At 64.9% G+C, this 15154-nt stretch carries 12 protein-coding genes and 1 pseudogene; 4 read left to right on the forward strand and 9 right to left on the reverse strand.

Translation table 11 applies throughout. The annotated features are described in order from the left end of the window. Positions 1–82 precede the first annotated feature (82 nt). Entirely contained in the window at positions 83–2491 is a 2409-nt protein-coding gene (locus tag AC07X9_RS13505; RefSeq protein ID WP_051034304.1) for a ligase-associated DNA damage response DEXH box helicase, read from the forward strand. Here the strand turns inward: AC07X9_RS13505 and AC07X9_RS13510 are convergent. The 7 genes and pseudogenes from AC07X9_RS13510 to AC07X9_RS13540 all read right to left on the reverse strand — a co-directional run bounded on the left by AC07X9_RS13510 (position 2488) and on the right by AC07X9_RS13540 (position 10706). Continuing rightward, positions 2488–3024, reverse strand: coding sequence for a COG3650 family protein (locus AC07X9_RS13510; RefSeq protein ID WP_017183228.1), 537 nt, complete (start codon positions 3022–3024; stop codon positions 2488–2490). The two genes, AC07X9_RS13505 and AC07X9_RS13510, sit on opposite strands and share 4 nt — an antisense overlap. Before the next feature lie 103 nt (positions 3025–3127). Next, positions 3128–4930: a TniQ family protein gene (locus tag AC07X9_RS13515; protein WP_017183229.1), complete on the reverse strand. Its 1803-nt coding sequence runs from the start codon at positions 4928–4930 to the stop codon at positions 3128–3130. Next, positions 4930–6249 carry a hypothetical protein gene (locus AC07X9_RS13520; protein ID WP_241763645.1) on the reverse strand — a complete coding sequence of 440 codons (1320 nt, stop codon included), beginning with the start codon at positions 6247–6249 and terminating at the stop codon, positions 4930–4932. The genes AC07X9_RS13515 and AC07X9_RS13520 overlap by 1 nt, the downstream gene beginning before the upstream one ends. A 12-nt stretch (positions 6250–6261) precedes the next feature. Beyond that, positions 6262–6678, reverse strand: a pseudogene (locus tag AC07X9_RS13525) (TniQ family protein); the annotation flags it as partial. 7 nt (positions 6679–6685) lie between these two features. Further along, positions 6686–7777, reverse strand: coding sequence for an ATP-binding protein (locus AC07X9_RS13530; protein ID WP_017183231.1), 1092 nt, complete (start codon positions 7775–7777; stop codon positions 6686–6688). Then, positions 7774–9990, reverse strand: a complete 2217-nt coding sequence (locus AC07X9_RS13535; RefSeq protein WP_017183232.1) for a TnsB C-terminal domain-containing protein — start codon at positions 9988–9990, stop codon at positions 7774–7776. The genes AC07X9_RS13530 and AC07X9_RS13535 overlap by 4 nt, the downstream gene beginning before the upstream one ends. Further along, a complete protein-coding gene (locus AC07X9_RS13540) occupies positions 9987–10706 on the reverse strand; it encodes a hypothetical protein (RefSeq protein ID WP_017183233.1) in 720 nt (239 codons plus the stop codon). The genes AC07X9_RS13535 and AC07X9_RS13540 overlap by 4 nt, the downstream gene beginning before the upstream one ends. Before the next feature lie 134 nt (positions 10707–10840). Here AC07X9_RS13540 and AC07X9_RS13545 point away from each other — a divergent pair, with 134 nt between their 5' ends. The 3 genes from AC07X9_RS13545 (at position 10841) to AC07X9_RS13555 (ending at position 13502) form a co-directional block, all read left to right on the forward strand. Further along, positions 10841–11344: a hypothetical protein gene (locus AC07X9_RS13545; protein WP_017183234.1), complete on the forward strand. Its 504-nt coding sequence runs from the start codon at positions 10841–10843 to the stop codon at positions 11342–11344. Positions 11345–11365: 21 nt separating this feature from the next. Further along, the gene (locus tag AC07X9_RS13550) at positions 11366–12253 is read left to right on the forward strand and encodes a hypothetical protein (protein WP_086485797.1); all 888 of its coding nucleotides are present in this window, start codon (positions 11366–11368) and stop codon (positions 12251–12253) included. Positions 12254–12476: 223 nt separating this feature from the next. Next, positions 12477–13502 carry a hypothetical protein gene (locus AC07X9_RS13555; protein ID WP_086485798.1) on the forward strand — a complete coding sequence of 342 codons (1026 nt, stop codon included), beginning with the start codon at positions 12477–12479 and terminating at the stop codon, positions 13500–13502. Here the strand turns inward: AC07X9_RS13555 and AC07X9_RS13560 are convergent. Continuing rightward, positions 13499–14410, reverse strand: coding sequence for a 3'-5' exonuclease (locus AC07X9_RS13560; protein ID WP_086485799.1), 912 nt, complete (start codon positions 14408–14410; stop codon positions 13499–13501). The two genes, AC07X9_RS13555 and AC07X9_RS13560, sit on opposite strands and share 4 nt — an antisense overlap. Further along, the gene (locus AC07X9_RS13565) at positions 14410–15039 is read right to left on the reverse strand and encodes an antitoxin Xre/MbcA/ParS toxin-binding domain-containing protein (protein WP_176342121.1); all 630 of its coding nucleotides are present in this window, start codon (positions 15037–15039) and stop codon (positions 14410–14412) included. Before AC07X9_RS13565 ends, AC07X9_RS13560 begins: the two co-directional genes overlap by 1 nt. Positions 15040–15154 lie beyond the last annotated feature (115 nt).

Below are 15154 nucleotides of genomic sequence, written 5' to 3' on the forward strand. Positions count from 1 at the left end.
CCCGATGGTATTTTAGTTACCAGGGTTGCGCGACTTGGACGAAGGCGGTGACACCGGGCCAGCGCCTCCCTACATCGCTGTCATGGACATCCTCCCCCCGGTGCTGGAGCAATGGTTTGCCGCGCGCGACTGGACGCCGCGCGTCCATCAGCGCGCCATGCTCGCCGCCGCGCGCCGGGGCGATCATGCGCTGCTGGTCGCCCCCACCGGCGCGGGCAAGACGCTGGCCGGGTTTCTGCCGACGCTCACTGACCTCATCGAACAGCCGACCGATCGGCTGCACACCCTCTATGTCTCCCCGCTCAAGGCGCTGGCGGTCGATGTCCGCCGCAATCTCCTGACCCCGATCGAGGAGATGGCGCTGCCGATCCGCGTCGAAACCCGCACCGGCGACACGCCATCGGACCGCAAGGCGCGCCAGCGGATCAAGCCGCCGCACATATTGCTGACCACGCCCGAATCGCTCTCGCTGCTGCTCAGCTATCCCGATGCGGCGCTGATGTTCGCGGATCTGCAAACGGTCATCGTCGACGAAGTCCATGCCTTTGCCACGCAAAAGCGCGGCGACCTGCTCAGCCTGTCGATGGCGCGGCTCCAGAGGATCAATCCCGGCCTGCGCCGCGTCGCCCTGTCCGCGACCGTCGCGGATGTCGACGCCTACCGGGCCTGGCTCGCGCCCGATGGCGATATCGACACGGTTGCCACGGTGCTGGGCGAAGCCGGCGCGGAGCCGAACGTCACCATCCTCATCCCGCAAGGGCGCGTCCCCTGGTCGGGCCATTCGGGCAAATATGCGGCCAATCAGGTCATGGCGGAAATCGCCGCGCACCAGACGACCTTGGTATTCTGCAACACGCGCGGCTTGGCCGAACTCATCTTTCAGGAATTATGGTCGGCGAACGACGCCAATCTGCCCATCGCCATCCACCATGGCAGCCTGTCGATCGAGGCGCGGCGCAAGGTGGAAAGCGCCATGGCCGACGGCAAGCTGCGCGCGCTTGTCGCCACCGCCTCGCTCGACCTTGGCGTCGACTGGGGCAATGTCGATTGCGTGATCCAGATGGGCGCGCCCAAGGGATCGTCCCGCCTGCTGCAACGCATAGGCCGCGCCAACCACCGGCTCGATCAGGCGAGCGAGGCCATCCTGATCCCCGGCAACCGCTTTGAATATCTCGAAGCCCGCGCGGCGCTCGACGCTGTTGAAGCGGGCGAACGCGACGCCGATGATTTTCGCGCGGGCAGCCTCGACGTGCTGGCCCAGCATGTCATGGGCCTCGCCTGCGCCGGGCCGTTCCGTGAAGAGGACATGCTGGCCGAAATCCAGTCCGCAACGCCCTATAGCGCATTGACGCCCGACGCCTTCGCCTCCGTCCTCCATTTCATCGAAGGCGGCGGCTACGCCCTGCGCGCCTATGACCGGTTCAAGCGGCTGACGCACGATCCTGATGGCAACTGGCGCGTGTCCCACCCGCGTTTCATTCAGCAGCATCGCCTGAATGCGGGCATCATCGTCGATCAGCCAGCGCTCGCCGTCCGCTTCGCCAATGGCCGCAAGCTCGGCACGGTGGAGGAGGGGTTCGCCGCCCAGCTTACCCCCGGCGACAGCTTCTTCTTTTCCGGCATGGCGCTGGAAGTCGTCAGGATGGACACCAGCGACCTGATCGTGCGGGCGACCTCCAAACAGGCCCGCATCCCCAGCTGGGGCGGCACCCGCATGGCCATGTCCACGCGCCTTGCCGAAAGGGTCCGCACGTTTCTGGCACAGCCCGATCAATGGCACCGCGTCCCGCCGGACGTGCGCGAATGGCTCGACATGCAGAAACTGCGCTCCGTCCTGCCGCAACCGGGTCAGCTGCTCATCGAAACCTTCCCGCACGAAGGGCGTCATTATCTGCTCTGCTATAGTTTCGAAGGCTGGAATGCCCATCAGTCGCTGGGCATGTTGCTGACCCGGCGGATGGATGCCCAGGGGTTGATGCCGCTGGGCTTCGTTTCCAATGACTATGCGCTGGCCATCTATGGCCTGAAGCCTGTCACTGATCCCAAAAGCCTGTTTTCCGCCGACATTCTCGACCATGAATTTATCGACTGGGTCGAACAGTCGAGCCTGCTCAAGCGCGCTTTCCGCGACGTCGCCGTCATATCCGGCCTGATCGAGCGGCAGCATCCGGGCAAGCGCAAGACCGGGCGGCAAGTCACCTTTTCGACCGATCTCATCTACGACGTGCTGCGCAAATATCAGCCCGACCACCTGCTGCTGAAGGCCGCTTGGGCCGATGCGCGTGCGCGCATGACCGATGTGGGGCGGCTGGGCGACCTGATCGATCGTGCGGCCACGACCATGTTGCATGTCAGCCTTGACCGGGTCAGTCCGCTCGCCGTCCCGGTGCTGATCCTCATCGGTCGCGAGCAGGTCGCGCAAAGCGCGGCGGAGGACGCGCTGCTGATGGAGGCGGAGGCGCTGGTCAATACAGCCATGCGCGCGGATTAGACAGGCGGGCTGTCGCCTGTGTCCCGCTCACCCCCGCAGCCCTTCAGCACACCATCGGCAAAGGCCACCGCCACCCGGTCTGACCATAGCGCGTCGCTCATGCCGTCGCTGCACGGCCCCTGGCTGATCGTCATGGCGAAGCCGTCGCCGATGTAGCGGATCGTGCGTTTCTCGCTCGCGCGCGCCACCGCAAATTGCATGGGGCCTTGGTCGGGTCGTTCAAGCGTCGCGACCGTTCCGCGCACCGTCACGGCCCAGAACGGCTCGGTGCCGATGGCGCGATAATCGGGCTGCGGCTGCGCTTTCACCGGGGGTGCTTTCGGGGGTGCCAGCGTTTCACGTGAAACAGGAAAGCGATTATTTTTCAGATTCTTGGGCTGCGAAACAGGCGCAGCGACATTCTCTGGCGGCGCGCTGTTCACCACCACCGGCACCGTCTGCATGACCGACGCTGCATCATTGTTCGGCTTACTGTCGCAGCCAGCCAGCCCCGCGCCCATCGCCACGAGGCCAGCCAGCCGCAGCCCGATCATGTTCTTAGCGGAACCAATTAAGGTGCGAATTATCGGTCATATGGCCACATAAAAGATCATCTCGGACTCAATTAGGCTTAAACGCGGGATGGTTTGGACTCAATTAGACTGACGCGATTTTGCCGGAAGCCAACGCGAACATCGCCTCTCCCCTGAGGAAGATCAAGTCTTGGTGCCCATCCTCCAGTATGGTGCGGATCCCAGCGTCCTCCAGTGATTGCGCCAGTTCCAAACTCGGGGCCCCGAACTCGCAACCTAGCCCCTTCAACGTCACGTAATCCCTCTCGAAAGCCTCCACCGATTCGAGGGAGGGCGCGTTGCTCGATTTGTCGTCCGCTGACCGGCGCCGAACGAAGCGCACGATCCCACGTCGCCGCAGCGCTTGCAGCGTCCCTGAGGTCACGCCGAGCCGTTTCCGCGCTTCCGGATTGGAAAGCGAGCTTTCGTCCCATCCCGGCCGCTCAACAGGGCAAGCGGCGCGAACCTCATCCCGGTGGACGAGAATGGCGGCCAGGCCGGACTGACCATCGCGCAGTCCAGCAACGCTCATCCGCTTCTCCCGGAGGGCCCTGTAGACCGCGACCCACGTGCGCCGAAGCCGACGCACCTCAAGTAGTGGCACAAAGGTCTCGGGGACATCCACGAAAACCGGGGCACCCGCTGCCAGGTCCATGAATCCGAGCGCGCCGATAGTGTCGTAGCGATATGTGTTGTGGCGATTTCGCACCGCACCATCGAGCCTGTCTACGGGATCCTTGTGCATCATGCTCTGGAGCTGTCCGCGGGTGAGGCCGAGAACAGCGGCAAGGTCTTCGCTACGGCCATGTTCTACATGTTGCCTTGCCCGGTTCAGGGCATCACGAAAGGCCGAGCCAGCAGGTTCAGGGCTCCGGAGCGAATGCCGAGAGCGCCCGACCTCATCGAGGTTCAGTCCGAACATGGAGCTGCCGTGCACTTCCCGAAGGGCACCCGCCGCATGTTCGGCCATTCGCTCTTTGAAAGGTGTGAGGCCTTCCTCGTCCCGCCTCTCCAGCCATTTAAGCAGATCGCCATATATCTCGCCCGCATTTCTGCGGCGACCAGCCGCGGCTCGCCTGTCAAATAGAGCATCAATCTCGCTCCACCCTGAGTCCAGCAGAGTCGCCCCGAGTGACGTCATCCCCATCCGTTCACGCGACTCCAGGCGGCGCACCTCAGCCACTCGGGAACCCTTCGCCTCCAGAAGCCCAACCCTGAGCGCGAGACTGGTGACGGACCGAATCGAAAGGCCGTGCGCCCACCACGGGCGCGGCCCACCTCTGACCATGCGAAGCACGTCCGCATCATAGCCCGTCGCCGGTTCTTCCGCTGGCCCTGCGAGATCGAGGGCGCACCTGCAGCGATCCGGCCTTATGTTGATAACGTGGGACGACACGCCGCAGTCAGGGCATTGCCTTAGCAGAGGGATGTTGTGCGTCGGACAGCCATCGATCCCGTCAAGATCCCACCAGAAGCGACGATAGGGTCGGCATTCCAGCGGTCCATCCAATGATTCCCGATCCTCGAGGAGACAAGCCGGGCAGACCTTGCCGGTTGATCCGGGCCCCACTCCAAGCTTGCCGCCACGCTCGAGCAGGACCTCGCCCAACATGTAACCGCGGGTGGTGCGCACCGGAGTGGATGCTGCGATAGCTTCCAAGCCGATTCCAGAAAGGCGTGCGACGACATCGAGATGCTGACCCGTAGGGACGCTCTTAGCGAGCACGGCGGGGCAGTGAGGGATCGTCTTTAGGAAACTTTGGACGGTCTCGCAGCCCCGTCGCACGGCTAGACGGCGCAGCAGGGAGCTCGCCGCCTCACCTTCACGAAAACGGACGGTGAGCGGCGCCAAAGTGACGCGGTCAAGATCGATCGCGAGTGCGGCCATCAGTGTATCGTCGGCAAGTCGCAGCGACGGTATATCAGTTGGCGGCACTCCGGCGGCCCGAACGCCGGGACCACTCCCATCTTTTCCAATGTCCGCCGAATGGCGGTGGAAGACGTGTTCCGATCGCGGGACAGCTCTGCGGCCGTCACATGCTCGTCTAGAAATCGGCGCACCGCGGTGGCGGCCACCTGCCCGCGTTCGGCCTCCCCGAACGCGCCGCACCGGACGAGGCTTCTCACTGCGTCGTGGTGCAGGCCAGATTGACGTGCGATCGCCTCGACGGTCATTCTGTCTCTGGGCTTCCGGAGTGGGGCGAGGTCTGCCTGCCGAACAAGGACGGCGCGGAGCCCGGCCTCAGAGCCTTTCAGGCGGACACGCACGTTGCCCTCGATAATGCCCCGGCAAGCCGCAGCCAGCGGAACCGACATATTCCGGCAGGCCGCGGACAAAGGCACGTTTGCTTGCCGGTCTCCCGGCATCGCGAGCGAGCTGATGATGCCTACCAGCGCAGATGCCTGGTCCCCGGCATCCGGACGGATTGCGGCGCGCAGACCCTCATCGCGGAGGAGTTTCCGCGCCTGAGTGCGGCCAATCGAAAGCAGAGCCGATGGCGGCACGCTCTGCTCCCTGCGGCTCAGCCGCCCCACGGCGGAGGGGTCGAGGGCGAAGGCCACCCCCCGCCGAGAACCAGTCGGTATCGCCCCTGCCTGCTCCAGGGTGCGCCGGGTCCTTTCGTAGCCATAACCGAGGCACTTGGCAGCCGTCTTGGCGGTCATCGTCTCGGGAACATCCCCGCCAAGCCGGTCCTCGTCTCTCGCAATGATGCCGCTCCGAACCGCGTGCTCTCGCACAACGCCAGCCACCAGGCCCGACGTGGCCTGCGAAACGTCGCCCATGCACATCTCAGAGTAGACCCAGCCGTATGCGGCGATCAGGCCCTGGGCCGGCCGCAGATCGTAGCCAGCGACGAGTTCATCCAAAGACTTGAGCAAACCGGCCGGCCAGTCGAGGGCGAGCCGAAGCCCCTGCAGACGATCCGTCACTTCGTCGGCATAGGTGCGCTTCGGCTTCACCGGGCTCCAGGGGAGGCGCGAAGCGCCGAGGAGTTCAGCCGTTCTCACTGCCTCGTCCAGCGCCATGCCGTCGAGGACGGGAACCAACGTCGGATGGCAAAGTGAGAGCCGCCCGAGCACGTATCGGGAGAACGCCGGGTCACCCTCGATGCAGACGCGAGGGCCGTTCGTCGCTCCGCACCGGCAAACCAGAAGGCCGGACTTCCAGTCATGAAGTGATCCGCAGGAGGCACACCGGTCAATCATGCGAACATGATGTTCCGGGCAGACGTCGATTGAACGGATGTCCCACCAGCTCCGGCTAGTCGCCCACCATTCCGCAGGTATCCCGATCTGCCCGGCGTCGTCGGCATCCGTCTGGACGCAGATGGGGCAACGGCGGCGTGAACGGAGAGACCAGTCGCCAAGCTGCAGAACCTCTCCGTGCAGTTCCACCGTCCGACTTCGGGCCCGGATCAGGGGCGACGCTCGAACAACTTCCGCAGCATCCAATCCGGCGCGGTCCGCAAACAGGGCTACCCGGCGACCCGATGTCAGGTCACGCAACGAGGCACCGAAAGACCTTGCGAAGCGCACAGCGTCTCCAGCACCCCAACGGCGCGCGAGCCGAACCATCGCGGCGTGAGCCGGTTCATGCTCCCGCGAGCGTAAGGTAAGGGGAAGGAGGGAGCTCACGGGCCAACTAGGTCCGCGCTGACCGTCGGCGCCCGGGGATCGTCCGGCGGCCGCGCTTCGCCACCTCCTGCGCGGCCTCGGCCTCGGCCGCCGCCGCGCGCTGTGCCGCCCAGATGGCCTTGACCCTATCCGCCCGGCACAGAAGTGGATTGTCCTCGCGAAGAACCGGTGGCTTCGGTTTCACCGGATCCTTCATCACGTCCCGGTCGAAGTCGATGTCCTCCGGCTCCTGATCCTTCCTTCGCAGATCAGCCCAGGTGTCGCCGAGGAGTTTACGATCCAGTGTCCGGCCACCCTCGGCGGCCCTCCGGGCAGCGGCGACGAGCAGCTTGGAGACTATGCCGACATGCCCGCCCGTGGCCACGTATATACGTCTCGCGAGGTCAAACTCATGAAGCCCCGCGAGCTTGCCGAGTCCCAACCTATGGTCAAACACCTGGAGCAGGGTCCTGAAGTTCTTCTGCCCGTCGCCGGTGTCCCACCGGTAGGGCGCCAAGACGATGTCCTCTTCCGTCCGCCGCTCGAGTCCGTAGGTCGAATTGAGCTTCAGCAGCGTGGGCGCCCCCGCCAGAACGAACTGCGCCTTGACGGTGTTGAGCAGCGACACGAGAAACTTGGCGACCCCCTCGGTATCAACTCCGAAGATGCGATCGGCTTCGTCGAGCATGATCATCAAGACGTGGTGCTCGCGCACCAGCCTGGCGATCTCCTCGATGATGTGGGCGGCATTCCAATCCTTGGGAACGTCATGATGCATGCTGCGGAAAATCGCCTCCACCACGCCCTTTTTGGTGCAGGGCGTGGGCATTTCGGCGAGCACGGCCGTGATCCTCAGGCCGTCCTCGTCCCGCACGTCCTTGAACCGTTCCTTGTGCAGCGCGAGAAGAGTGCTCTTGCCGGCACCAGGCTCGCCGGTAACCAGTAGAAGGTGTCCCGCCTGGGGGGCCCGACCGTCCAATGGAAGGCTCCGGAGCTGATGCAGGCGCAGCGCCTTCTGCGCGTTCTTCAGCGCAGGATGGGGAATGATGCCATTCTCCAACTTTGCCGCCACCGTCGCGGCTTCGACCTCGCCCTCGTCATAGCCGTCCGGGAACATCATCCGCCCATCTCCTCAAGCAGCTTCAGCGCTTCCTCATCGATGATCGCGGCGAGAGCGTCGGTGCCTTGCCCGGCGCCCTCAGGGGGGTCATCGCCCTCAGGGTCACTCTCTACCGACCGGTCTGAGCTGGTCTCATCGGTGATCGCCAGCTCCGCAGGCGACGGTGGCGGGAGCAGCGAAGGAACAGGCGAGCTCGCCTGTTCACGCGACGGACCAAACCCCGGGATAGGGGTAAACGTCTCACCCATGTCGCCGTAGCGGGCCCACCGCAGCGCCGACGCCAGCGTGTTCGCGCCTGACAGGGCCGCATCGCGTGTAGCCTCCACGCGAGCGCGCGCCTCATACAGATCGGCGACGCAGGGTTCCTCGTCAGATGCGGCGTGATCGAGAGCATCTCCCTTCCAGATCGCGAACTGCTGCTCGGACACGCCGTCGGTCAGATCGTAATCGAGGTTGCGGATCTCGTGCCAGCCCTCACCCTCCACGAGGATCCAGATGCGCCCAAGGTCGGCCCGGTCGCGGCGGAACGTCCAATACCGCTCCTTCGCCCCAGTCCGCCGGAGGAGCCGCGAGAGCAGCGGCTCGTTTACGTAGATATGCCCTTTGATACGGATCCCAGTGCCGAGTATCTTGCGTTCGAAGATTTCGCCGGTGAGACGGAACGCATGATGGGGGTCGGGTGCAAAGCGCACCCCGAAACGCTCGACCAACATGGCCCAAGCCTCGTCCGGCGTCATTTCCCTACCATGCTTGCGTTTCAGGGCAGGGTGAGGGCGCTGATGGTAGTCGTCCACTATCCACTCGACGATCATCCGGTCGAGCTCAGGTCGTGTGACCCGCGCGCGCTTGGCTGAATTGTAGGTGTCGGCGTTCCAAGCCTTCGTGGAACCCTCCTGCAAGTCGAACACACGGGCGTGAAGCGTCCTGAAGATGCGCTCCACCGCCCCCTTCAGCCACGGCTTCCGCCCCGGAAGGGCGATTGGGTAAACGTGCAGCAGCAGGCACGCCGTCCGAAAGCTGCGGCTCAGGAACTCCTTGCCCCGGTCGCTGATCAGCCATTCAACCAACCCAAAGCAGGGCCAGCCGTTCTTCAATCCCGGAAAGGCCGAAAGGTCCTTCTCATACAGCGCATGTGCCAATGCCCGCTGCACGGTAAGGTAGCTCGGAGGCATGAAACTGACGTGGATGCCGACGATGCACTTCGTCGCGCGGTCAAGCAGCACGGTTATCCAGGGACGGCCGATCGCCTTTCCGTTCTCGTCCACGACGACCAGGTCGACCAGACAATGGTCGACCTCGACTTCCTCGAGCGGACGATCCGGAAGATCGCGCAGCACGAAGATACCGAACTTCAGCCAAGCCGCCTTCTTTCCCTCCCGGGCGGCACAGCGGTCGTAGTCGTCGTAATGGCGCGAGAGAAAACGCCGAAAAGTCCTGCCCGACACGCTCGGGATTTCGAGTTTGGCGCACAGTGACTGGTAGAACTCGAACGCGATCTGCTTGGAGCGCTTTAACAGATCGAGGTAGGCCCCCTTCGCCGCCTCCTCCATCAACTGATAGGTGTCCTTCTCGTCGTCGTTGGCGGCCACTGCATACCGCGGTGTGCGATGACCCCGCTTCTCGAAGGCGGGCATGAGCGCCATCTCGTTGCGACCGGACCCCACCCAGTCGGCATACCACGTGCGGACGGTGGACGGTTTCGGCGACTTCAGGGTCTTGACTGTCACCGCGTCGCCGCCCTGCTCCACCCCATTGCGACGGCGCTTGCCCGACGCCCCGCTGACCGCGGCATCGCGCTCCTCCTGCTGCCAATCAGCTGACATTTCGTCCCAAACAACCGTCACTGCCGCCTTGCATGCGGACAACGCCGTTCGATGCGCGTCGCGGATCTCGTCGACAGCCGTGACGAAGGCGAGCCGGCGCAAGCACTCGCGCTGGCAGTGCGGAGGCCAGGCGTCGAACGCTGACTTGAGCTTCGCGGCCCGGACGTCGTCCATGCCCTCGAGATTGATCGCCCACCTCGTCAGGCGCTGCTCATGATAGGCGTGGACCAATTCCAGATCAGTGACGGTCTCGGTCGTTTCGGAGCCGTGGCGCTGGACCAGCCAACCCCGCCGGATGCGCTTGACGACCTTCAGCAGGTCGTCCGCCGGACCGCCGATCAGGACGGTGTCGCCGACGTTCAGGGCGAGCCGGTTCACCGCCGTACTCACCAGAACACCTCCAATTCGTCGTCTATGGGTGCCGCTAGCGCGATTGCAGCCTCGCGATGCCCGACCAGGCCGAGCAGGCAGTTGCGGAGACGCGTATCCAGGCCGCCCTGCCGGAGTTCGCCCAGACGGCAGGGAGAATTGAAGCCGCGCAGAATGGAGTGGACCAGGCGCGCCTCAATCGGATCGATCGCGGTCGCCGCAGCGTGTATCCAGCGCGCATTACGAAGACGGTGGCCGACCCTGAGGCCTTCGCGAGGACAGAGCCGGTGGACGGCCCCGCGGAGCGCCGACTCTTCCTCAATCGCGTCGATACGGCCCTTAAGCGTCGGATCGGCAGCGAACCGCGCGCCCGGCTTGACCTGGAAGAAACAGCGTTCGCCATGAAGGGACGCGGCGAACACGTCGGGCACGTAGGTGGTCCAGCGGCGCCCGTTGTGAACACGGAAGCGCTCGGGCTGGGTCGTCAGCTCGACCGTCCTGTAGTCGACGTCGAGGATCATGAGCAGGTCGCGCTCGCCCGCGCTTTCGAACACAAGTCGCCTTGAGGTCGTGAGCGACATGAACTCACCGGTGCAGGACTGTGAGCTCGTCCGGCGAGAAGGGTCACGGACAAGGTCAGCGGCGAGGTCCGAAAAGAGGAAGGCGCCTGCGTCGAGCCTGCGGCCCGACGGCGGCACCGGAGGCACGGTCCTCTCGATGGCCACTCCGCTCATCATCGAGCACCCCGCTTAGCCAAAGCACCGACGTGATCAGCGCACCTGTTTGGTGCGCGGCGCAGTGGCGCGATCGCGCATCGCACGAACGGGACGGCTCCTCCGTGCCGAAAGAAAGCCCCCCAAAGGAGATAGAAATGACCGCCAGAAGCACGCGTATCAGCAGGCCATCCGAATTGACCTACGTTTGGATCAATTTCGACGAGACGGGCCGGCCGCAGGACCTCGTCCATGCAATCCATGACGAGGAACGAGGCATCCACTGCGCGGCTTACTACTTCGGCAAGGAGGGCGATCCCATATGCCAGCCGATCGAGGAACGAGAGGCCGTTCCGGCGATCCATGCCTTCGCCCAGGATCGCGGCCTCGGTGTGGTCGCCGTCGACGCGGGCACCCACGCCTTCCTGATGTCGGAATGGCCAGCGGGAAGCGCTACACCACTGCTCGGAGTGTCCGACATCGAGGAGTGGCTCGGGGACGCGCGCGCCAGCTTCCATCATCAGATTGAACGGTTCCAAGCCGCCGCCGGCCCCGCCGAGACATTCGCCTGCGCTCACGTGGTAGTAACAGGGGGCGGCCTGCCGTTCATATGGCGCGGCACCGGCCTGGCGCGCATCAAGCCCCACCAGGATCCTGCCTGACGCCGCCGATGCCGTAACAGGATGGAAAGCGTCACCGACTATCAAGGCGCGATGTCCATCTCCAGCTGCGTCCGAAGTTTGATCGAGATCCTGCCACCCAGGATCGGCGAAGCGAGCACGCCACCGCTCGCCGAGCTGCAGATCACCCGACTTCCGACCCCGACCTACAACTGGAACACCGGAGAGCTTCGCCTCGGGGAGCGGACGACGGTCGTGCGGCACGGCTCCAACGACCTGCGGCGGGATGCCCGGAAAGTGACGCGCCTGGCCGACGCCGCCGCTTGCGACGCCGCTCTCCTGCACGCGGCCGCGCCCTCCATTCGCGATATCGACGTGGCGGCTCCCGGTGGCCTCCTGCAGTTCCGGGCGCCTATGCCCGCATGGTCCTGGACCATCGACGCCGCTGTTCGCGACGTGCTCGCCGCTTGCGGGCTGTCGGCCGTCGAGGTGCTTGAGATCGCCGCCAGACGGGATGGCGGGCGCGTCACCATCGAAACCGGAGATCCGGCGGGACCGCGAACGATGATCCTGACGGGAGTCTTCCCGCTGATCACGGCTACGCTGCCTATCGGGCAAGGCCTCGTCATCCGTGTCGCGCAACGGTCTGAGCTGATCACCAGCGAGGTCTTTCCCGCCAGCATCTGTTCGGCATGCGTAGGGCGCCTGCTGTCCGCGGTGGTGGAGACGAAGTTGCCCCAGTTCGACCGTCTGACGATCACGGCCAGCCGCAATTCCGCCAGCGGCACGCGCTTCGTCCTGGCGTCGCGGCCGGTCCAGCTTGCGCAGACGCCCGCCGAGGTGCTCGACACTCTGCCCGAGGACGCCCGCGATCATTTCGGACCTCCGCGCTGGGGGCGCGATCCGTCGCTCCTGCAGCGCGCGCTCGGGCTGCTTCGCAAAAACCGCTGACCACCTGCCCTCGCTTCCCAAAAACCGTCCAGCACGATGTCCAGCGCCGGCTTCGCGTGATCACGATCATGTGACGAGACCTTGGCTGCCCCTTCCATGCAATTCCCCTACATGAGCTATAAAGTGACATCGATCTAACCTCGGCCAAACGGAAAATCAAGATGAGTGTCACTTTTTCGTTTGAGTGGAGAAAGTTCGCGTGCGATCGTCCCGAAGGAAAGACATGACTGACAAGGCACCGCCACAATCCGCGCCCGCGCAGGACGAGAAGGATCCCGCATGGCTCGCGCTGCCGGAGACGAAGAAGGCGGTCGCGCGGAGCCGCGCGCTGGTGTTCGACGAATACACCGCGCTTGCGGTGCCCACCCAGGGCGACCTGGCCGAGGCAATGGCCGCACTTAACCTCGGCCGCACCAGGTTCTATTCACTGCTGCGCAAGTGGACGCGACGCAGGAGCCTGATCGACCTGGCGCCACATGCCAGGGGCCGAAGCCGCGTGGAAGAAGGCATCGCAGACGAGGCGGGCCGGGCGGGTGACGAGATCGTGGCGCGCGTTATCGAAGGCGCGGCGTTGAAACGCGACGCAACCGTGCCGCCGTTCAGCCTCAACGCCAAAAGTCCGACAGGCCACGTGGCCCACTCCTTCGGCGAAGTGCTGGTCATCGATCACCCCCGGCCGGACCTCTTCGTGGCGGCGGACGACGCTGAATTCAGGCCATCGCTCTGTCTGGTGATCGACCTCTTCTCGACGACCGTACTCGGCAGCCGGGTCTACCGCGGCGATCCTACCGCAGACGAGGTCAGGCAGGCAATCGTCGATGCGGTGAATCGCACGGGAAGCCTCGCCCCCGCGGGCAACCGCATAACGCCCACAATCCTGCTGCCGGCGGACTGGTCCACTCAATGGCGCGAACTCGAGAAAATGCTGAAGCAAGCCGGCGCGGACGTTGTCGTGCGCCGGTCGCCAAAGCTGCACCGCGGACATGTCTCGCGCCGTCTCGTGGGAACCAGGATCGACGAGGTGAAGCTTCTCACGAGGCAACCGCGCCACGACTTCCGGACCGCGCAGTCGGTGCCTTCGAGGCACGCCGTCCTCTCGATCGAGGATGCCCGCCTCGTTATCGACGCCGCGATCGCGCGGAGGAACGGGAGACTGATGCCGGGGACATGGCCGGCACAGCTGGACCTCGAGGTCGAACGGCTGACGAACGGCCGCGTCTCGCTCGCAGACCGCTCCAACCCAAGCTAGCTCGGCAGCGAGTAGCGGTTGCCGCTGTGGATGACCTGCACCCGCGGACCAGGGCGGCGCGCGCCCATGCCCGGCGCGTAGACGTGGTCCTCCAGCCAGCGACGCTCGCAGTCGACGTCGCCATCGCGGACCTCGCGCCACCATTCCTTGAGGCGCCCGTCCCAGCGGTAGCCCCGTGCCTTCAGCACGTGCCGCGCCTCGAAGCCGGCGCCCTCGGCGCTCACCTTCCACCCGGCCCTGTTCATCCCCTCCAGCGCCGACGCCAGCACCGTGCGCCGATCGGGGCCCGCATGGGCCAGAAGGGCGATCAGCGCATCGACGTCGGCAGCGGCGCGGTGGGCGTCGAAGAACCAGCCTGACTGCGCCGCCAGCCAGCCCAGTGCCCGGCCCTCGAATCCGAACTCGTCCCAGTCGACGTCCGCCAGACTGCATCCCCAATCGAGCCCGGCTGCTCGGGGCAGACGGCGCTCGACGAAGGGCCGGTCAAAGGCGGCGTTGTGGCTGAATACCGCCCCGCACGACGTCAGAACTGCTGCGGCCTCGGCGGCGTCGATGCTCTGCCCGGCGAGGTCGGGGTCCGTCAGACCCGTCACCCGCGTGATCTCAGCATGGAGAGGAACACCGGGATCCTCCCGCCACGAACGCGCTCGCCCGATCCGAACGATCCGCCCTTCCTCGTCATAGGCGAAGCGGCGGATCGCCAGCTCGATGATCTTGTCGCAGGCGACATCCAGGCCGGTCGTCTCGACGTCGAGAGCGGCAGCGACGGAGAGCGGCCGGGCTGCATCGTATGCGTGCAGCTCGAGGGAACCATCGCCCAGGTCCAGGCGGCGCAGGACGCGGTAGTTCAGGCTCGATGAGAGCAGAGCGGCCGCGCTGGCAAGCGCGGGGTCAGACTCGCGCAACATCAATGCACCGTCGGGTAGGCAGCTGCGATACCGTTGAGCAGGAACATCTGGATGCGACGGAAGCCGATCTCCCCGTCGTTGAGGAGAAGGTCCGCGATCGACCGGCCACCGAAGGCGCTGCGGGGCTGACGGACCCAATCCGCAGCCATGCCGTCGGGAATGCCCAGTATGATGCGCTCGGACTCCACGATCACGAGGCGGCGGATGTCGTTGGCGATGGCGACCGAGAGCACCGCCGATCCATTGCCCGAGCGGGCATCGGCGATCCAGCGATCGAGCAGGTAGGTGCCGCAGCCCAGATAGCCGGCGATGTCGTCGGAGCCGAGGTGCCAGTGGAACATGGCATAGCAGAGTTCGGCAACGAGCAGCGAACGCCGGTTGCCCTCCTCGTCCGCGCGAATGTAGCGGGGCACCGTTCCGCCGAGCCCGGCTTCCGACATCCAGAACCTGTTCTTCTCCACGGCGAGTTCGGTTACGACCTCGTCGCCTCGATGCCCCGACACGTAGAGGTAGAGGTCGCTGTATCCGTCGACACCATAGGCATCCAGGGTCGTCACGGCGCTTGTGAGAATATCCAAGAGGCCGGAAAGATCGCGCTTTCCGACGGCGTTTGTTTCAGCATCACTCATGGCGGTTCCCCCTTCGAGAAAATTGGCCAACATGCGAAAGAGTGTAAACCCTTACATGATGTCAGGGTTGCCGTCAAGAACATTGTGAGAACAAATCGGATTGCGTAATGGCCGA

The sequence above is a fragment of the Sphingobium sp. GW456-12-10-14-TSB1 genome (genome assembly GCF_059424385.1).

Coding starts and splice junctions, on each gene's coding strand:
- AC07X9_RS13505 (WP_051034304.1), top strand. CDS start 83: ATGGACATCCTCCCCCCGGTGCTGGAGCAATGGTTTGCCGCGCGCGAC.
- AC07X9_RS13550 (WP_086485797.1), top strand. CDS start 11,366: ATGGAAAGCGTCACCGACTATCAAGGCGCGATGTCCATCTCCAGCTGC.
- AC07X9_RS13520 (WP_241763645.1), bottom strand. CDS start 6,249: ATGATTGACCGGTGTGCCTCCTGCGGATCACTTCATGACTGGAAGTCC.
- AC07X9_RS13510 (WP_017183228.1), bottom strand. CDS start 3,024: ATGATCGGGCTGCGGCTGGCTGGCCTCGTGGCGATGGGCGCGGGGCTG.
- AC07X9_RS13540 (WP_017183233.1), bottom strand. CDS start 10,706: ATGATGAGCGGAGTGGCCATCGAGAGGACCGTGCCTCCGGTGCCGCCG.
- AC07X9_RS13515 (WP_017183229.1), bottom strand. CDS start 4,930: ATGGCCGCACTCGCGATCGATCTTGACCGCGTCACTTTGGCGCCGCTC.
- AC07X9_RS13530 (WP_017183231.1), bottom strand. CDS start 7,777: ATGATGTTCCCGGACGGCTATGACGAGGGCGAGGTCGAAGCCGCGACG.
- AC07X9_RS13560 (WP_086485799.1), bottom strand. CDS start 14,410: ATGTTGCGCGAGTCTGACCCCGCGCTTGCCAGCGCGGCCGCTCTGCTC.
- AC07X9_RS13555 (WP_086485798.1), top strand. CDS start 12,477: ATGACTGACAAGGCACCGCCACAATCCGCGCCCGCGCAGGACGAGAAG.
- AC07X9_RS13565 (WP_176342121.1), bottom strand. CDS start 15,039: ATGAGTGATGCTGAAACAAACGCCGTCGGAAAGCGCGATCTTTCCGGC.
- AC07X9_RS13545 (WP_017183234.1), top strand. CDS start 10,841: ATGACCGCCAGAAGCACGCGTATCAGCAGGCCATCCGAATTGACCTAC.